Genomic DNA, 18,295 nt, shown 5'->3' on the forward strand with positions numbered 1-18,295 from the left:
TGTTCTCCGCAATGATTATGAAATTACTTGCATCAAGACACGCTGCTCGTCGGCCGGCTCACTTTCCGAAAGTCATGTTCAACCCGGCGAATATCTGCCACTTGGGTACATTGCCTGAGTGTGCTACCGAGTACTGCGGCTCGATGAAAAGGTTGTAAATCGTGGTCCCGCCCTTCCATGCCTTGCCGACACCCAGCCCTACTGGGATGTAGTAGTTCCCATGCTGAAGGTCGAAAGTCCAAGTTCCCGTGGACCGGAGATACCACCCCTCCGGGAGGTTCCAGATGAGAAATGGCTGTGTGGTGAGCGATTGCACCGTTGGACGGTCGCTCTGGCCAGCGAACGAATGCTGCCATTGGACGAGCGCGCCGAGCAGTCGTTGCTTGTTTGCATTGACGACGACCGCAGACAATCCAGCCTGCCACTTCCCGGTGCCGAGTGTTCTATCTGTGGCGGTAGGAAGCGTGACCAGCGGACCCACGCCGATTTCCGTCTCTCCAGAATGAAGCAGGAAAATGTCGAAGAGATTGATATCTCCCAGCCCGGTCTTGTACCCGCCGTTCGGGTCCGGACGAGTGCTGACGGGCACCGTGACACGAAAAATCTGAGGCACTGGAACAAGGCCATTCGGCCCCAGAGGAATCGTTGGGCGCAATAAAAGGTCGTTCGTGTGACCTCCCACGCCAAACAGGCTGGGCGTGTAGAAGTTTTGGACGTTGAACGATGCAGCGAGATTCAGCGGGTTGTTGCTCTTGTTTGCGTCATCGGCGCTCGTCTGTGCTATTGCGGATTGGCCTATCGAAAGCGCCAGCAGCAACACATAGCTCCGCGAAAGCGACCGGAAACATTTGGTTCGCGACCGCAGCCAACAAACCGGGCTTGACCCTGCATTCACTTTTCTTGACATGTGCCGCTCTGCCCCCGTTGAAACAACGCGCGCCTGTAGACAAATGCTCTGATGACAGAGCCGACTGAATCGCGCTCTAGAACGCCAGGGTTGCTGTCGCCTGAACCGTGGTAGTGCTCTTCAGGCGATTGGTGCTGGATATGCTGGGGACCCATCGAAGACTTGCGGAGAGCGGATGTTTTCCAGCAATCTTGGTGTCGAACGTGATGATGGGGCCCAATGTGAAATCCCGGCCGACGAAACCGTTTAGCCGGTCGGCAGTCGGACCACTGTCGTTGCCAAGCTGCTGCACCGTCCCCATCACGAGACCGAAACCCAGGCCATTTGAGAATTTCTTAAGTCCCATAACGTCGAGTGTCATCAGCGGCGCATTTTGATAGTTCGTTGCGGTATTGCGCGTGTAAAACTGAAATCCCAACACCGCGTTGAACTCAAGGCCATGGGCAGGGATGAGCTTGGTATAGGCGACTTGCGGGACGAACGTCCAGTTGTTCAAGCTAGGATTTGCTAGCGCGTTCGGGTCGTACCGACCGGTTGGTGCCCACAGATTGAAACTCAGCGCGACATGGTCTGTCTGGGAGAAGTGATACCCCGCGGAGATAGGCGTGAAGTACATGTCGAACAGGTTGGACGCGCGGTCGTTGTTCGAGCGACTTAGACTGCCCGCTGAGAAACTAGCCGTCGCCTCTGTCCAGATGTATGGAACCGTGATGCCGCTCGCGAAGCTCCAACTTCCCTTGCTTCCCCAAACCCTCAAGATGGAAGCCAGGGTGAAAGCGATTTTTGCGTCAATCCCCAGTGATGTGCTTCCGGCAATCGGGACTTGGCGATTTCCGCTGACGCTTCCATCGAGATAAATCTGCTGAAGGCTAAATAGCGTCATCGGTTCAGGTGGGACTATGCCCACACCTGACAACACGCTTGTGCCTGCCACCGGTCGCCCCAACGCTCCTTCGGTAGCTGATACGTCTGGTGCCAGCATGAAAGTTCCCGCTGCCACAATGCTGCACATCAATCTCGTAGAGCCCGGCCGGTGGCGGGCTCGCGTAGCTGCCGCGTAGACGCGAGCCTCATCAATCCATAAACGCGAGTTGCGACAATGCTGGTTCATGAAATGCACTCCGGTTCGAAGCTGCACGCCGTCGACGGTTACCCATGAAACGTCGCAGTAAATATACTTAGGCAACGGCGTTGATTGCAACAACTTGAGCAGAAGATAATTCGTGTAGTAATTTGTATTACGAATTTATTTTGTTGTTTAAAAAATATGTTCCGTGAAGTTATTAATGTGGTGTGGTCGATATTTTTAGTAATTTAAATTACTATTTTCGGATAAATCATGAAAGTCGCAAGTCCAGGGAAAGATGAGTTTCAAGTTTTTCCACTGCGTGGTGCGATGCTAAGGGTTCGGATTTATCGCATCGCTCCAGTAGAAACTGAATTTTCTACTCAGTGCTTCCTGCGCCTGGATACGATTGGCGTGAAGAAGGCGGCGTGGGTCTGTCTCCGGCGTGACGATGGTCCGACATTTTCGAGCCTAGAAGACGCAGTTGATAATGCGTACAATTTTGGCGTAAGCCGATACGAGAGAATCATCGAATCACAGAGGACCGCTGGGCGTGAAGAGTCAACGAAAAGCGTTACCTTGGCGAATTCTTCACTGACACGCATGGCGTCGTTTTTGACGAAGCCTTCAGAATCTTCGCTAGGGAAATCAACAGATAATCCAAGCTAGTCCACCCACTCCAATGTTGGCTGGGCTGGGGGGGCGGTTTCTACGCTTACGGTCGTCTCTGCCCTCTGCGAAAATCGGTTGATTCCTGCAGCTATTTTTCAGTCTTCAGTGCACACGTAGATACCGTCTATATCACCTCCAAGTGTTGGCACTCCAACGTCTCGAGCAGCATCTCGTTCAACGATTTGCCCTTGAGCAGCATGTATCCCAGCAACCGCTACGAGGTGACGATTGGCGTAAATGCAGACCTTGGTATGCGTTGGAATGTCTGGAGCAATGTCTCCGGGGCGTGGGGCGCACAGAGCTTTTATCAATACGCGCAGCGTGTCGGAATGAAGCACGTCTGGTAGAAATGCCGCACACGCACAACAAACACTGAAGGCTTATGTGGACACGGTCGTCGCGAAGGATTGGCCGGCGCTTGGAGGAGACGACCCTGCACTTTCTCCCGACGCTGAAGACGTCCTGGCGAAGCTGGTCGGGGAGACATTAATTCTCGCGGTCACCTCCCCGACGTATGGCCCCTTTTTGAGGTCCTCCGTGCAGGACCTTGAAACCCTTCGAATGAGCCGGCTTGAAAGTGCTACGCAAACGGTGCCTGACATCTTCTGGTGGGTGTTGTCGGTTTTCATTCTCGGCGCCACGGTTATGAACGGACGCTTCCCGAGAACGCCGGCCGGATACACTGTCATCGCTTTCCACATGGGAGCCATTGGAATGGTCGTGGCCCTGGTCATTATTTTTGACGAGCCCTACAGAGGTCAAACGTCAATCTCCCCAGAGCCGTTGGTCCGCGCGTTAGTATTCAAACGGGGTTAGCCGCGAAGGCAATTACGCGGACCTGAACGTCAGAGAGATTGGCCGATAGCCATCTCGCGCTCCGCAATCACAGTATTTCGATACCGGGCGAGTCGTTTGGCACAGGTTCGCACGGAGGCCCGATGCGACAAGCGGACCCAGTTCATCGTCATGCACGTGCGCTTGGGTGTTTGCTGTGTGGCGTGTCGGGGCTAACTTGGCGAGACTGGTGGGCAGCTTGGCAACCTTGTGAGCTAAAAGCTGCGTAAGGAATGTCCACGGCGTTTCCAGTGTTGGCGCAGCGGTTACACTGGCTGGGTCACTATTCGGCAGTCCCCCTGGTTGATGCGCCGGAGCATCGTTTGCTATGAACCCGCCTCGAGGTGTATGTGATTTCATTGCACGAGACTTACCGCGGATGCGTCGTCCGAATCGTGGTGAAAGCGGCAGCACCCGCATGGGACATCTCAATTGATGTTGAGCCAAAAGACGGTGTGGAGCTTATCTTGCCCTTCGGTCGACGGAAGATGAAGTTGCCAAAAGATGCTGTACTGCAGGTAGTAGTTCGAGAGCTACTACGGGAGGTCAAACTGGCCATAGACTACGACATCGTAGACCCGTAGTGAACGCCACATTGTGGTCACGCGTCTGTCGTTCGCGGAGCAGATTCTTGGTCGAGCGGGATTTCCCATTGGACTGATTGCGGCTCTCGGCTTCGCAACACATACACGCCAATGTGACGAACGTCACCGCGAGATGTGCGCATTGAGCCGCGCTCGGTGATTATTCGCATGCCGGCAAGAGTGAGTTCATGCTTGCGTGCATTCGGATGGTAGATGTCGAGAAATGCGCGGCACTCGTGGGTGGAGACCGTTCTGAGCAAAAACAATGCTTGGGCCATTCGAGCGCATTGTTGGCCATAGCCGTTCCCAGGGTAGCGTTCGAGCAATTTTTCAAACGTTGCGGAACGGTCAACAGGAAATTCCGGAAGACGAGCGTCAGCACCAGCTAGCGTGTTCGGGAAGAGCTCGAGATTTAGCAATGCAACCTCCAAGTGGTGTTTGGGTGGTTGCAATGTTCGCTCACCGCCTCTTCGAAACGAAGGTCGACAATGTGCGGCAATCTGCAATCTGTTTTCCGGAAGCCAAATTGCAGAATTCTGCAGTTTCGTTTCCTAAGCGGGAGCTTTCTCTTCTACTAGTGGGGGTGAGGTGTGCACCGCAATAGCCGCATGCAGGGCTTGTCTCAGTTCGGTGTTGCCCTTCGCTGGGTCCAACTGAAGAATGGCTGCCACAACTTTCTCCTCGTCAGCAGCAAGCGACTGAATCCCTCGGTCCGTTCTCATGCGGGCCAAAGCGACTTGCGCGACGGTGTCAGCTCCGCTTCTCTGGCGCAGGCCAGCTTCAAACTCCTTAATGAGCTCTTCTTGGCGCCTTGTTGAAAGCACATGCCGAACGGTTCGGTCCTGGGTATTTGGCCAAACCAACATCACTATCTCGCCGACTGCTTCGACGTGAATCTCTCGGAAGTTCTCATAAAAGCGCAGTGCCACGTACTCAATGTATGCGCGTCGTTCCGGATTGCCTTTGTTGTTGCTCGACGGCGTTTCGGACGAGGGCTCCCAATGACGCAAAACATCCAAGCCTGACTGAAACCCAAGGTCAGTCGTTATTGGGGTTAATGCAGCGACATTCGAGACAGTCTCATGCAGGCGATTGGCTGCTGTCCGAATCTGCTGGACCTTTCGAGGGCTAGCCGCCGACGGTGCTGGCGAGACATCCTGTGCCGCAAGAATGCAATCGGCAACGAGAACGGCGAAGTTGATTGGTACTGAATCTCCAGCTCGCAAGTGTTTTGTCAGGAAGCGGCGAGCTCCATCGGGTATGAGAAGGGTTTTGGCCCAGTAGTCACGCAGCACGTCCCGGCGTGGGAGTGACTTCAGGCGCTTCGCGTGAACGACGTGCTGCTGATACTCCGCGTGGGCGTGTTGTGTCAATTGGACACTCCCTGGTGGATGGTTTGCGCAATTATACCGACCGCTTGTGCGGTCACTGGGTGAGTGGAGGGAGCGCGCGACAGGCGCCTATCAGGAGGTCACTTGTATTTTGCGAAAATACTGTATATACATACAGTTATTGGGGAGGGCTTGCAAGCGCTTGCTCCAACTGAGCAACAGTCCGTCTCGCCGAATCGAGTGCATCTGCCATTGCACTGGCGCCTCCGACATTCTCCATTGCGCTTGCTGCGAGGCGCTGCAAACAGTAATTGATTAGCCTTGTCGGGGCACCGAGTTTTTCAGACTCGTAGCGTGATAGGCATGACTTGTTGATTCCCTGTGACGCAGCGAATTCAGCTTGCGTACTGTTACCACGGACCATCCGAATTAGTTCACCTTGAGACTTGGGGAATATCATGATTGGTGCTGTAGTTGCAACGTAAATGCCATAATAGCATCATCAGTTTATGATATCGCTCTATACTCTGCACCAAGACTTTTTGGGGTTATGAATGGCTCGTTCCGACCAATTGAAGGCACTACTGCGCGCATATGCTGGTGACAACCAAGAGCATTTCTTCGCGGTTGCTATGCAAATGGCGGCCGATGAAGCACATCGAGGGCATACGAAGCTAGCCTCAGAGTTGCGTGACCTTGTCGACGCAGCCAAGGCCGGCCGGACGCCTACATCCACAGTGCCCTCAGGAAAAGAAAAGGGGGGCGCACGTCCAATTCCGCTCGCGCAGCCTAAGGGGCAGCTCTCCGAGTTACTGACGGTTCAATATCCGCGGGAAAACCTGCAACAGATGGTTCTTTCGGAGGAGGTGCGGCGAAAGTTGGACCGCGTCTTGAGGGAGCAGCGTCATCATGAGCAGTTGAGCCTTCATGGCCTAAGTCCGCGACGAAAGCTATTGCTTGTCGGTCCCCCAGGTACAGGCAAAACGATGAGCGCTGCAGCGCTTGCTGGTGAGTTGCGCTTGCCGCTTTTTACGGCGCGCTTTGATAGCCTGATAACGAAGTTCATGGGCGAAAGTGCTTCGAAACTACGATTGGTGTTCGACGCACTGAAATCCACGCGAGGCGTGTATTTCTTTGATGAGTTTGATTCGCTCGGCTTGCAGCGAGGCAGCCAGCACGACGTCGCAGAAATGCGAAGAACACTCAATATGTTTTTGCAGCTTATCGAGCAGGATTCGTCCGAGAGCCTGCTGATTGCTGCGACAAATCACGGAAAAGACCTTGACGCGGCGTTATTCCGTCGATTTGATGACGTTATCAAGTATGAGGCGCCCGATGAGCGCCAGATTGAATCTCTGCTGAGGAACAGTTTGGGCACATTTGCCACCGACGAAATGGATTTTCGCCACCTTGTGAAAATGGGAAAGGGTGAGTCGCACGCTGATATCGTGAAGGCATGCTTGGACTCGCTTAAGGATGCCATTATGGAGGGGGAGAAATCCGTCACTCAGTCCAGTGTCGCACGGCATTTAGAGGAGCGCGCACAGGGGCGCGATGTCCGCGCTCAGTAGTTCGTAAAACTTGCGGTAGACTCTTGAGTAATTAGAACTACATACATACTCAAGAGAAATGGCAGACGAACTTAAAAGTCACCTGTCTATTGATGGATATGTGACCGGGGAAAAATTTCGCTCACCTCGTAATGTCATACGCGACGCCGCTCCGCAGCGCGACCGAGGTCAGCATGGTATGCGCCTCCTCAAGCAACTTGAGGACTTATCCGTAGATATCGAAGAACTTGAAGCTCAGCGCGATGCGCTGGGCCTTCCCGTGCGTCGCGGCCTTTCCATAGCCATAGAATTCCGACCGCGTAACGCTTATGACTATACCGGGCTCGAGTGGAAGCGGGATGGCACCGAGATATTGACCGTCATATCTCACGATGACCACGACGTGGTAGTTCTTCATGTCCCAGATGGAAAACTATCTGCCTTCGTTAAACGAGTAAGCGAATACATCACTCAAAACGCTAAGGATTCGGATAAACCGAAGAACGCCCTGTTAGTTAACGCTATCGACCAGATTCGGCGTGCCGCATTCTCGGAGTTGTGGACTGATTCTGCTGCGTTACCCGAAGACGAGCAAAAGCATTGGTTCCAGGTTTGGCTTCGCCACACCGAGGGGAAAGCGATTGGTGCCACGAATTCTTTCGCTAAGCTAGCAGCGAAGGTTGGCATCGCTGTAGAGCCCGGATATGTGCAGTTTCCTGGCCGGCTGGTAGTTGCGGCGCATGGTACTCGCCCTGCATTCCAGCAAGCCATGGAGCTTCTCGACATGATTGCAGAAGTTCGTTTTGTTGAGCCAAATGCAGACTTCTTCGTTAATGACCTGACTCCGGCCGAGCAGGCCGAATGGGCGATTAGCCTCGCCGCCAGGACAACTGTGGGTGGCAAAGACTCGCCACACGTCTGCATTCTAGATACGGGTGTAAACAACGGGCATCCGTTGTTGGAGCAAGCCCTCGATGCCGACGACATCCACGCTTATCATCCCGAGTGGCCGAAAGATGACCATATCGGCCACGGAAGTGAGATGGCCGGCATTGCGCTCTATGGAGACCTCTCCGCTGCACTGGCATCTACACAATCGGTTGAGTTGCCTCACCGACTCGAATCGGTAAAAATTCTCCCGCCCAATGGGGTGAATCCTCCGAAGCTATGGGGGGCAGTGACCATCGACTCCGTAAGCCGAGTGGAGATTGCGAACGCTAAGCGGTCGCGCGTGTTCGCGATGATGACCACCTCTGTGGGGCACTTACTAGGTAATCCATCAGAGTGGTCTGCGTCAGTAGACCAACTTGCTTTTGGCCGAGCTGCACTTGACATCGGCGCACCTAACGGCAAGGCGGACGGGAATGTGAGAGTGCCGAGACTCTTCGTTCAATCCGCGGGAAATGTTCCTTGGCCTGAATGGGTAGAGTATCCAGACAAGAATGCGCAGAGTCCCGTGCAGAATCCTTCCCAGTCATGGAACGCATTGACCGTCGGGGCATGCACAAACCTTGTCGACGTCGGCGAAGCGAAGCACAAAGGTAGTAAGGTCATCGCTCCTGCCGGACAGATATCGCCCGCGTCGACAACTTCTGTGCTTTGGTCGGGCTCGCCGTGGCCGGTAAAGCCCGAGGTAGTTGCTGAAGGCGGCAACGGTTCATATGACAAATATGGCATGGTCGACATAGGGCCCGATTCCTTAAGAGTCCTCAGCACGTCCCACACCCCTCACGACAATACCTTCTCCGCTTCGGGAGATACCAGTGCCGCCGCAGCCGAAGTGGCACGCATCTGCGCGCACCTACAGGCCAGATATCCCGACTACTGGCCCGAGACCATTCGTGCGTTGGTAGTTCACGGAGCCGAATACACGTCGGCTATGCAGAAAACTCTCCCTGAGCAGCCTAAACGAGATGATAGGGAAAAACTTCTTCGCACATACGGTTATGGCATGGCCAGCCTTGAGCGGTCCGAGTTCTCGACCAATCATCGACCAACACTCGTTTTGCAGCGTGAATTCACCCCCTATATCAAAGGGGACAAAGGGAATATAACGCTCGGAGAGCTTCAAATGCATGACCTGCCGTGGCCTGCGGAGGAGCTGAAGGCACTGGGCCCTACGCACGTTGAGCTGCGTGTGACTCTTTCCTACTTCGTTGAGCCAAATCCGAGCTCTCGCGGATGGCAAAGCAAGTTTCGTTATCAGTCTCACGCCCTTCGGTTTGCAGTGAAGGCAGCGACTGAAGACGCGCAGGAGTTCAGGAAGCGGATAAATAAAGTGGAACGAGAGGTGGACGAGGCGGGATTCAATGACCCCGACTCTCCGTTGTGGCGTTACGGAATGCACGTCCGTTCTCGGGGGTCACTGCACTCGGATGTGTGGACCGGTACCGCTGTCCAACTGGCTGCGAAGTCGCAACTAGCCGTATTCCCTGTGGGCGGATGGTGGAAAGACTGGAAGCAGCTAAAACAATGGAAGCAACCAGCCAGATATGCGCTTATCGTCTCGCTGAAAGTCGCCGAAGACATAGATACAGACATCTATTCGCCGATAGCGACCACAATTGAGCAAAATGGAATTGTCGTCGAAATACCTGGCGACGACTCATAAGGCTAACCAAGCGTTACAACCTGCGACAGGGGCTACTCGTCTATCGCAGGTTAGAACCTGGTCGACACGCTGTAACGCTTCTCCCAGTTATCGCGGTAGGCCTTCGCCGTTGCCGAGTCACCGCGGATAAGCATCCCGTTCTCAGCATTGCGCTGCTAAGCCGATTTGGTGAAATTGAACGACCCCGTGAAGACCGCGTTGTTATAAAAAATCATCACTCTGTTGTGTGCGATGGCCGGCTTCGTGTCGATGACCACTTCGAAATCTGCGTTGCGCAGGTACGTCGCGCGGGAATACTTCTGTGACCTTTGGCTCTTGTCGAGAATCACCTTCACATCTACGCAACGGTCCTTCGCTCGTTTAATCGCGGTTGCAATCGGCGCACTGGCGAACGAATAATCGACTACGACCCCGGAGACAACATGTTCTTCTCGAGTAAAGGGAGTTACATGGAGCTTCAAGCCGCAAGGCCATGGGCAGGTAGTTCACAGTCGTTCAAGACGTACAACGGGCGTGGTTATACGTGGTTACCAATAGCTCGAGATTGGATTCCGATACCTGGTTGCTAAGAAGCTCGGACTTGCGGTGGGTACCCGCGGTTCTGGCAGACATTGACGAAGCTGGCATTCACAGCCTGCGAACGCGTGCGTGGCGAACCGGCTTCGACAAACTGAGCTACTACGAACGGCAAGTCGGTGGTGATGTGCGTCATCAGATTTGTTGGCGTTCAGCTCCGCGTCGCCCCAGGCCATCTGCCACCGACTCAAACCTAGTCCTTCGCCGCGGCTTGGTAAGCCTCTATCGCTGCTTGCTGGTCGGCTTGGTATGCCTGCACTGAGTCTGTCCTCACAAAGCGGTTGTTCCCGGTAACGTGGTGCAGTTTGAGCTTGTCCTGGTCGATGAGTTTGAGGATGTGCGACCTGGAGACAAACAACACCTTCGCGGCGTCCGTTGTGGACATGAACTCGTCTGCTCGCTTTGAGCTAGAGGCTCGACTCGACTTGTCCTTGTCTGTCGGCATGATGGTGTCCTTTGTGGCCAATACACCATTCGAGCCTAGCCAAAGCCAGAGACAAAGGCAATTAAGCAGGAGGAGGAATTGAGCCTCCTTTTCAATACAAAAGGTTCATCTGTGAACGACACCGACGAACGCCGGTTCCGCAGGTTGACGAGCAGTGCAAAAAACGAAGGAATTTGTAGCGGTTTTCGGGGGGGGTATGCGCAGATTCTGCGTGGACAAGTGCTTGAGCGCGAAGGGATATTTCGGTTTTCGAACACCTTTCTTTGGAAAAAGCGCTCGAAAACAGGATTTTTTTGGTTTCGTGGGGGTGTCCTCGAGGTTCGCTGCGCACCAGAAAGACGGTTGGGAGTCCCGTGATACAAGGTTTCGAACGGATTTTCGCCCGCCGAGAGATGCGTTTCTATTTCTTATGGACACGATGCTCGGTTATCCGCCTTCGCCCGATTGCTCAGCTTCAGCCATTGCTCGCAGGTGCTTGCGCTTACTCTTCGGCAAACGTCCCCAGAGCAGAACTATTTCCGCGAGCCCGTCGTCGTCGCAGTAGAAGTACGCCGCCGGAACACTTAGGACTTCAGCGAGCTTTAACGCTATACCAAAAGTTGGCTCATGAACGCCGGTTTCATAACGACTGATTCGAGCGCTCGCGGTCCCTTCGTCCAAGCCAATCCGGACCCCTAGCACGTCTTGTGGAATACCCAACCGCCGCCGAGCTTCTCTGAGCCGACGTCCGAATATGGTCGCAGGTTGCTGGCTAGTCATCCTACGATACTCGTAGAATTGGCTTGCTCAATCTCTACGTAATTCGTAGAATTTACAGAGCCTAGCTCGAATTTTTCGTTTGCTCAGGTGGCGTGCATGACGAGATGTTGGCGTGTCGACGCGGCTTTGCTCGACCGGTCGTCTAGTCGCCCGGATTCGAGGGTACCAACTGACAAGCCAGACCGCCTGGAAGCGGACCCTTAGATGATGACGACGAGATTGGCTATCGCTTCATTCGCATCGATATTGTTGCGGCAGGCATGCACGACCATCTCCAACGAGGAGCCACAACGGAAAACTCATGAGGAGAGAGCTCGAGCGCGTGTAACGTGAGTTGCGGGAGTTGCAGTGTTGAACGTACTCGGTGTCGTGCTGATACGGGGAACGCGATGACAGCAGCGCCTCTGGAGTAATGCGATGACCTCTGCCCAGGTTCCTGATGATTTTCCCCGCGACGTGACTATTCCTGTTGTGCCGGGCTACCAGCCGAAAATTGGTGCGCGCCGCGTCGATGGAAAGTACATCGTCGGCTACACAAACGAGGAGTTGCAGGAGCGATACGATGAGTGCGTACGGATGGCAGGTCAGTTAGCCACTTACTGCAGGAAGAAGGCGACGGAGAATGGCTGGACGCTCCTGCTCACCATCGAGCGCGTCGAACCGGCGGTCTGGAGGAAGGTGAAGTCACACGAGTGGGTGTTTAGTGTAGCTGAATGTGAGTGGATGCTGGCGCTGATGCGAAGGTTGCTCGATGAAGTGGTGTAGCCGGAGGACACGAGAGTTTGGCGTGTGAAGGGAGTCGACATGTCAGCGCAAAAAAAGCGACTAAAAGAAGTTATACAACGACTCTACAAGCCTCTCCCTGGTCCGCGTCAGGCATTCGCACTGTCACGGGCCGATGCGGAACAACTGCCACGGTTGTCCTCAGTCGCCGTAATTTCCATTACTGCGAGTGACCGACTGCCGGCGCAACTCGGCGGGTTCGAGCATCTGTTGAGACTCAGCTTTTCTGATGTCGACCACCTCAATCCCAATATTTCTCCGCGAGCCCGGGAACGGGTTCCGGACGCGTTCACAACCGCCCATGCGAGACAAATTCGCGAGTTCGTCGACGCTTTGCCTGCTGCTATAACCACTGTGGTTGTCCATTGCGAAGGCGGGTATTCAAGGTCATGTGCGGTTGTTTTGGGTTTGCATCGACTTTTGGGCTACCAAGTCGATGTTGATGCACTGAAGCAGGCGAATCAATCCGTACTTCGCCTGCTTACTGGTCAGTAGTTGGAACGAATAGTGTTTCAAGCTTGCAGCCATGGTGAGCGACGTCAATCAACTACCGTTCCTGATTGCCATGAAGCGTCATCAACGGCGCCTCGGACGGCGTATGCGTATTCGGGGTCACTTCTGATGCTGGTGAAATGGGCTGGGGCGAAATCGCGCGCAGAGCCATTTTCGACGTCCCGAACCGGGAGCTTCGTGTGAGAAGGGCCTCAACGATGCTTCCCGTGGGAGGGTAATATGTGGGCCGCCTGAAGCACGGAGCATTAGTTTCCAGCGCTACGTGCATAGCGCAACGCTTTCCTACGGGCTTAATTGACTTGAGGAACTCTGGCTTGTGCCGCACGCATCGGAAGTTCGGCTCACAAACTCATTTGGTTCCGGCACGGGGTCAGCGGTATTGACCGCGAGATGGCTCGGTTAGTCGCAGCAATCACCCGGCTAATCAGCCTCTTTTGGTTGTAAACAAACTTTCGCCGCCGAAAGCGCGTGGTATTGCACCATGCCGTCATCGGGAACGACGTGCGAATGCTGAGCTCACGGGTCGCTGCGCTGACACGCATTACGTGCTTAGCTATTGCTCGTTTCCTTCATTCTTTCTCGACTCTGCTGTTCGGCTTGACGCGCGGCAAGTATGACGGGGTCGTCATCCTCTTCCTCCGAATCGATATTTCCGTTGCCGCCGTTGAAAGGTTCCTCTGGCGTCCGAGGTTTATGGGCAGCACGTTGCCTGCCGGCGATGTCGTTGTGAGCGGTGCTGGCTGCTCCAGGCTTTGAGCGGCGCGGATGCTGTTTCGATAACTCTGGATTACCGCGACCAGCTTCAGCGTCCCTCAGGATGTCATTTTGATTCTCAGTGAGCGTGCTAGATTTCTTCTTCTTCTCTTTCCGCGGGGGACGGGGTTTCAAGTCAACCTGTATATCCTCATCTTCTTCGTTCGAAGCGTTGATGTCGTGTTGCACGTATTCCATACCTTTCCATGACGCATTGCCATACTGACGAGCGCATTCATCAGTCAAACGTAGCTCTAGAATCGCGCCGTCGCGAAGTTTGCAAAGTATCGTACCTCCCTGCGGACCGATTCTTTTTGCTTCGACGGGAAACGTTTTTCGCTCTCGCGCTGGCAATGAGTTGGAATACTCCATCAGTTCCTTTGACGTAAACGTGGCGTTTGCGAAGCTGACAGTCCCTGACCGACACCGGCGCGGAATCCAAGGGATGATTGCGTCAAGTAGCTCTTTCTCGGAGAGCTTCAATGCGGCATCTCCCCGACGACGTTCTGTTTGGAGGTAATTGAAAATTGAGTGCGGCCTAATAGTCACGCCGTTCCGGCGCATCACGTCGTCACGTAAATGGCTGCAATCTCGTGTCCGGTTGAGATAGATTATTGTCTCGAGAATGCACTTTTCAAAGTCATCAAAGTCAATTCCCGGAGCGTTCTTTGCTTTCTTGCGAATTTCGCGACTGAGCGGGTCGCTCTTGCGTGTGAAGGCTCCTTCAACCGTCTCAGCCATAATTTTCATGAAGCAATTATTTATCGACTCGACGTTCGGCTTAAAATCGCCACGGGCGGGAGCGGGGGTAAACAGTGCGCCAGCAATTCTTTTCTCGACAAATGGCTCACGCGCGTCAGCCGCATTTCCGGGGCCGTGGTCCACAAGGTAGACGTCCGCCCACCCGTGCACCAGCGCATCCAGGTGCTCCGTTATTCCGAGTTCCAACGCTCGGGCGCTCTTGTCCGAAAGCGACGACAGCGCGCAGAAGCGATAAGAACTCGCTTTCTCCGACTTTAGCTCTATCTCGTACCCGGTAATTGCGCCGCTTAATCGGCATACTGAAAAAAGCACGACCAGGCCGGGAAGTGGCTCATAGGTCCCAGCCACCCATCCCCAAATGGACCCCACTTTAGGCGTCCATGCATCCATGTCGGAAATCATCAGGGAACCCCAGGTTACGTCGCTTGAGTTCCCTGGTCGTACAGTTCCATACTGCGCCATGATTCTGTTGCCGTTACGCTTTGCGTCGAGCTTGTGCAACCGAATGAGTACATCCGCGGTACGATAGAAGTACCACCAACTAAGGGATTTCGCGCCACGGTTCCTTGATTCTCGCTTGTACTCGATGTAGGTGCTAGTCAGTGAAATCTTCTGACCGCATGCCCAGTGCGTTTTCAAAGCAGCGAGGACGTCGTCATCGTCAGTCGCCGTCGACCGTTGGGCGGTTCGACTCCACACGCCGCCACCGGCCTCGGTTGCAGCTTTCGCTCTTTTCTCCGAGGGCGAAAGCGGGCCCGGTTTCATTGCGGGCAGGGTGTCCCGCACTTTTCCCTTGCCTCCTCGCGCGCCAGTTCGGCATAGCATTGCGTTCGGTTCGCCGCGCCACCAGAGGTGGACGGTAAGAAGCTCTAAAAGGTGAGTGCGCTTGCAGCTCGGTGAACTGCCAATTTCCTCAGCGATTTGCTTGATGCGTGCTTCACGATACTTCCCGTCAATGAAGCATCGGATATCCAGCAAATACCGGTCTGTATCGCCAATTTGAGATGGGTCGACCATGACCAACGCATTTAGCAGGCGCGTACGGGTTACGTATCCGCGGCGCTTTTCTTCGGGCAGAGCGTCGACGGGAGTTTTCAGAATACCCCTCATGTGCTCGTTGACGATATCCTCTGGCACAAGTTTCAATAGAGATGAGTCCTGAACCTGCAGTGCGACAGGCATTCTGCACCGTGGAGGCGGAACGCCGAGCTCAACCCTCATCGCCCAAAGGGTTTGGACATCCTGGACCCATGCAACGGCTACGTAAGTCGTTGACAGGAACTCAAAGACGGAATAGCGGGCTAGGTTTGCCGGCCAGCGAGTGTCAGTGCGTTCCAAGCACTCAGCAGCCTCAAATGCTCCCACAGGCCTAGGGAGGAGGATGTCTGTATTCGTCGAAATCCGCTCATCACTCATAGTGCAGGCTATCCAAATGCAATGCTCTATCGGCCGAGTAGTGAAAGCTGTGGTCCAGCCACAGATGCCCAAAGCTGACAGCGGTCGATAGCAGCCTAAAGGCATGGTCAACGCCAATGCCTAGGCTTCGTGCGTGGCGAGTCATTACGTCATGCGTTGTCCCTCGCAGTGAACGTTGGGGAATTCGACGTGCGAAATAGCTCGCTTCGGAGTAGAGGTCCCATGCCCGGGTGAACTTGAAATGAGTCCACAGCGCAGCGAAGTTGCGAAGGTGACCAGCTGGGAAGTCGCGACTATCCATCATTTCCCATGTGCTTTGTCTGTCGTCTGCGAGGTTAAACTCGCGCTCGGCGCGTTGAATATCCTGCTGACTGAGGACAGTCTTATCGAACTTGATTGACACCCAGTGGCTGTGGTGCCGGAAATCTGGAGGTAGTGCAAGCGTTAGGTGGAAATCAATGGTGAGGCACTTCGATTTATGCAAACGCTTGCCTTGTCGCAGGGCGCGCATGAATGCTTCCGAATCGTAGACCGGATACTGCTCGCGCATATCGACGACATATGGACAGTAAAGAAGGTAGAAGAATGCCGCGATTTCCCCTCTGGAAAGCAGGTGGACGCTTCGCTCCAGCTTGGGAGACTGAACCTGCGCGCGCAAACCCAGTCCAGGCTTTTGTGAGGTATGAAGCGGCTTGTACGTCTGTCCATGGCGTACGCCAAAGTCATCTCTCCATATGGGCCGGGAGCTGGCTGGCGTAACGAACCCCTTGGGAAGCTCAAGAATTTTCATTTCACGCTGTCCCACGTGAGCAAAAGATATCTTTCGTTTCTTTTGAGCTGCTCCATCTCCTCTTCGGACATGTTTGCCAAAGTAGAAGCATCGATGCTGGGACTCAAGAGCGTTCCTTCAGACAACGATTTTGCAAGTCGACGACGAAGGTACGCTGCCCGCGATTCTTCAAGTTCTATCGCGGCCGCAAAAGTTTGTTGGTATCGCGGGGACTTGTATGCGAGGTCACTGTGCGAGGGAAGCGCAATGCTGAGCAATCGCTTTACAGAAAATCGATAAGGGGGATTAGCCAGAATTAGCGCCGGCAACTTGTCGCGTAGTTTTTGTTCCGCATTGGCATCCCGTGCCGAAATCTCCGGTGTCCTTGCACGACGCGAAGTCGATTTGATGCCGTGTTCTTTCGCCCGAGCGACGGTAATAGTTCCTCGGAGGTCAGGGTGAACAGCCAATTTTGCTGACCGATGAGACAGATGCGGCTTTGCATCGAGTACTTTCTTGAACGACTCCATTCCGCGCCTAATCTCTTCGTCGCTATATCTTTTTGCGCCAGTCCCCTTGGCTTTTTGGGGGACGAGGGTTGCCCTAGACGTGAAGCGCTCCACTGCTTCAATGTCCCGAGCGAACTCCTCAACTTCCCCCCAGCTTTCGGCTAGAAGGGTGAGCAAGTAGATGGTTTGAATCGGGTCTTTGGGGAGTATTCTTCCCTTCAAAATTTTGCCCAGCGCCTGACTTTCTGGCCAGCCGAATCCCATGGAGCGGTTGTATTCGACCGCGTCATTTTTCGTAATAAGTTCGGCCGTGCGTGACCAGTTAATGGTCCCGTTTTTCTTAATGAGACCGCGTGCTTGTGCGGAAGTGTGCATCGCATATCGCAGGCCGCGTTCCGTGAGATAGTGTTCGGTCTCTGGCGACAAGAAACGCGACAATCCAACCGCGACGTTGATTTCGGTGGTGGCCAGAGCACCGGTTGTGCACGACGTACGCGGCGCGCGCGCGGCGCCACAGTTACATGACAGCTTAGGCGGGGACTTTGCCACCTGGGTCCATTGTGAGTTGCACATCTCGCAGGGCTCGAGAATCACGCTACCGTGTGCTGGACACAATCGGACGGCGCGTAGCAGAAGCACTCGAGAGTAGATGGGTTCGCCCAGAGCATTAGCCTCTTCTTCTAGGCAATCTGGACATATTCCGAGACTCATTTTCGGAAGAACCCCATATCCAAGAATTTTTCGTCGTCGGAAGGGGCGTCCCTCTAGGTCGATTCTCGGATACAAGGCTTCGAGTGACTCGGATGCCGGCCGAATTCTTTCGTATGCCGGAAGAAGCGTGTTGCGACGAAATATCATTGCTTCAGAGCCGACGAGAGGGCCGAACGCCTCGGTAATATGCCGGGCACCGCCTGGCGCGAGCAGTGAAGACTCATCTGTAAAGTGCCTCCGCAACTCGGGCGACATTGTCCGGTAAGCTTCTCGCACAACATACGGTCCGAGAGCTTCCCCGTAGCAAATCTCTGGTGTCAGTGTGAAAATCACGCGGACTCTCCGTCGAACGCCCGAATTGCGCACATGAGCAATGCGACGTGCGTCGGGTGCACAGGCTGAGCTCGATGCTGCATCGGAATCAGGTGGGCGGGGTGCTCCGCGAGTGCGTGCATGCAAGCTGTGGTTCTGGCGTCTTCGAATCCACCGGAGAGCGCTGACGTGACGTCACGAATGAGCACGAGTGTTTTTAATCGACCTTCGTTGCTGAAATATCCCCTCGCAATCAACGCTTCGCGAGTACTCCGTGCTGCCATCCCCACCGCCTGCGAGTTCATCATTGAGACGTATGCGTCGGCGAGTCGGCGGCCATTGCGTCTGCGTGCCGGTGTCGAAGTTGCACGATGACTCAATTCGTCAGAGCTAATCGGGGAACACAGCAGCAGAAGGCAGTCGTGTGTCGGG

General features: G+C 54.4%; 15 protein-coding genes. 5 read left to right on the plus strand and 10 right to left on the minus strand.

Annotation, left to right across the window (positions count from 1 at the left end):
* Positions 1-58: 58 nt before the first annotated feature.
* Positions 59-820, minus strand: coding sequence for a hypothetical protein (locus ACIQWO_RS16960; protein ID WP_402826341.1), 762 nt, complete (start codon positions 818-820; stop codon positions 59-61).
* 163 nt (positions 821-983) lie between these two features.
* Positions 984-1,889 (minus strand): transporter, encoded by a 906-nt coding sequence (locus ACIQWO_RS16965; protein WP_402826344.1) that lies wholly within the window; start codon positions 1,887-1,889, stop codon positions 984-986.
* Positions 1,890-2,246: 357 nt separating this feature from the next.
* Here ACIQWO_RS16965 and ACIQWO_RS16970 point away from each other — a divergent pair, with 357 nt between their 5' ends.
* On the plus strand, positions 2,247-2,642 hold the full coding sequence (locus ACIQWO_RS16970; RefSeq protein ID WP_402826347.1) for a hypothetical protein: 396 nt from the start codon (positions 2,247-2,249) through the stop codon (positions 2,640-2,642).
* A 1,438-nt stretch (positions 2,643-4,080) separates the two neighbouring features.
* Here the strand turns inward: ACIQWO_RS16970 and ACIQWO_RS16975 are convergent.
* Together ACIQWO_RS16975 and ACIQWO_RS16980 are read right to left on the minus strand one after the other, a co-directional pair.
* A complete protein-coding gene (locus ACIQWO_RS16975; RefSeq protein ID WP_402826350.1) occupies positions 4,081-4,482 on the minus strand; it encodes a helix-turn-helix domain-containing protein in 402 nt (133 codons plus the stop codon).
* A gap of 132 nt (positions 4,483-4,614) precedes the next feature.
* Positions 4,615-5,436 (minus strand): hypothetical protein, encoded by an 822-nt coding sequence (locus ACIQWO_RS16980; protein WP_402826353.1) that lies wholly within the window; start codon positions 5,434-5,436, stop codon positions 4,615-4,617.
* A gap of 512 nt (positions 5,437-5,948) precedes the next feature.
* Here ACIQWO_RS16980 and ACIQWO_RS16985 point away from each other — a divergent pair.
* Both ACIQWO_RS16985 and ACIQWO_RS16990 read left to right on the plus strand, forming a co-directional pair.
* Positions 5,949-6,965 (plus strand): AAA family ATPase, encoded by a 1,017-nt coding sequence (locus ACIQWO_RS16985; protein WP_402826356.1) that lies wholly within the window; start codon positions 5,949-5,951, stop codon positions 6,963-6,965.
* A 58-nt stretch (positions 6,966-7,023) separates the two neighbouring features.
* The gene (locus ACIQWO_RS16990) at positions 7,024-9,555 is read left to right on the plus strand and encodes a S8 family peptidase (RefSeq protein ID WP_402826359.1); all 2,532 of its coding nucleotides are present in this window, start codon (positions 7,024-7,026) and stop codon (positions 9,553-9,555) included.
* Between the two features lie 155 nt (positions 9,556-9,710).
* On the opposite strand, the gene ACIQWO_RS16995 is transcribed toward ACIQWO_RS16990, so the two are convergent.
* From ACIQWO_RS16995 to ACIQWO_RS17005, 3 genes are all read right to left on the minus strand, one after another.
* A complete protein-coding gene (locus ACIQWO_RS16995) occupies positions 9,711-10,016 on the minus strand; it encodes a phospholipase D-like domain-containing protein (protein WP_402826362.1) in 306 nt (101 codons plus the stop codon).
* Positions 10,017-10,324: 308 nt separating this feature from the next.
* On the minus strand, positions 10,325-10,576 hold the full coding sequence (locus ACIQWO_RS17000) for an excisionase family DNA-binding protein (RefSeq protein WP_402826365.1): 252 nt from the start codon (positions 10,574-10,576) through the stop codon (positions 10,325-10,327).
* 426 nt (positions 10,577-11,002) lie between these two features.
* Entirely contained in the window at positions 11,003-11,335 is a 333-nt protein-coding gene (locus tag ACIQWO_RS17005; protein WP_402826368.1) for a helix-turn-helix domain-containing protein, read from the minus strand.
* A 417-nt stretch (positions 11,336-11,752) separates the two neighbouring features.
* Between ACIQWO_RS17005 and ACIQWO_RS17010 the strand changes: the two genes are divergently transcribed.
* Complete coding sequence (locus tag ACIQWO_RS17010; protein WP_402826371.1) at positions 11,753-12,100, plus strand: hypothetical protein; 348 nt, start codon at positions 11,753-11,755, stop codon at positions 12,098-12,100.
* Positions 12,101-12,139: 39 nt separating this feature from the next.
* Positions 12,140-12,613, plus strand: a complete 474-nt coding sequence (locus ACIQWO_RS17015) for a hypothetical protein (RefSeq protein ID WP_402826374.1) — start codon at positions 12,140-12,142, stop codon at positions 12,611-12,613.
* Between the two features lie 567 nt (positions 12,614-13,180).
* Here ACIQWO_RS17015 and ACIQWO_RS17020 read toward each other — a convergent pair.
* The 3 genes from ACIQWO_RS17020 to ACIQWO_RS17030 form a co-directional block, all read right to left on the minus strand.
* Positions 13,181-15,328 carry a hypothetical protein gene (locus tag ACIQWO_RS17020; RefSeq protein ID WP_402826377.1) on the minus strand — a complete coding sequence of 716 codons (2,148 nt, stop codon included), beginning with the start codon at positions 15,326-15,328 and terminating at the stop codon, positions 13,181-13,183.
* Positions 15,329-15,554: 226 nt separating this feature from the next.
* Entirely contained in the window at positions 15,555-16,352 is a 798-nt protein-coding gene (locus tag ACIQWO_RS17025; RefSeq protein WP_402826380.1) for a hypothetical protein, read from the minus strand.
* The gene (locus tag ACIQWO_RS17030) at positions 16,349-17,413 is read right to left on the minus strand and encodes a hypothetical protein (protein WP_402826383.1); all 1,065 of its coding nucleotides are present in this window, start codon (positions 17,411-17,413) and stop codon (positions 16,349-16,351) included. Before ACIQWO_RS17030 ends, ACIQWO_RS17025 begins: the two co-directional genes overlap by 4 nt.
* Between the last annotated feature and the right edge of the window lie 882 nt (positions 17,414-18,295).

It is taken from the genome of Pandoraea sp. NPDC090278, from assembly GCF_044772185.1.
Lineage (GTDB): Bacteria > Pseudomonadota > Gammaproteobacteria > Burkholderiales > Burkholderiaceae > Pandoraea.

Coding starts and splice junctions, on each gene's coding strand:
- ACIQWO_RS17005 (WP_402826368.1), bottom strand. CDS start 11,335: ATGACTAGCCAGCAACCTGCGACCATATTCGGACGTCGGCTCAGAGAA.
- ACIQWO_RS17015 (WP_402826374.1), top strand. CDS start 12,140: ATGTCAGCGCAAAAAAAGCGACTAAAAGAAGTTATACAACGACTCTAC.
- ACIQWO_RS16990 (WP_402826359.1), top strand. CDS start 7,024: ATGGCAGACGAACTTAAAAGTCACCTGTCTATTGATGGATATGTGACC.
- ACIQWO_RS17000 (WP_402826365.1), bottom strand. CDS start 10,576: ATGCCGACAGACAAGGACAAGTCGAGTCGAGCCTCTAGCTCAAAGCGA.
- ACIQWO_RS16970 (WP_402826347.1), top strand. CDS start 2,247: ATGAAAGTCGCAAGTCCAGGGAAAGATGAGTTTCAAGTTTTTCCACTG.
- ACIQWO_RS17010 (WP_402826371.1), top strand. CDS start 11,753: ATGACCTCTGCCCAGGTTCCTGATGATTTTCCCCGCGACGTGACTATT.
- ACIQWO_RS16985 (WP_402826356.1), top strand. CDS start 5,949: ATGGCTCGTTCCGACCAATTGAAGGCACTACTGCGCGCATATGCTGGT.
- ACIQWO_RS17025 (WP_402826380.1), bottom strand. CDS start 16,352: ATGAAAATTCTTGAGCTTCCCAAGGGGTTCGTTACGCCAGCCAGCTCC.
- ACIQWO_RS16965 (WP_402826344.1), bottom strand. CDS start 1,889: ATGCTGGCACCAGACGTATCAGCTACCGAAGGAGCGTTGGGGCGACCG.
- ACIQWO_RS17020 (WP_402826377.1), bottom strand. CDS start 15,328: ATGCCTGTCGCACTGCAGGTTCAGGACTCATCTCTATTGAAACTTGTG.
- ACIQWO_RS17030 (WP_402826383.1), bottom strand. CDS start 17,413: ATGTGCAACTCACAATGGACCCAGGTGGCAAAGTCCCCGCCTAAGCTG.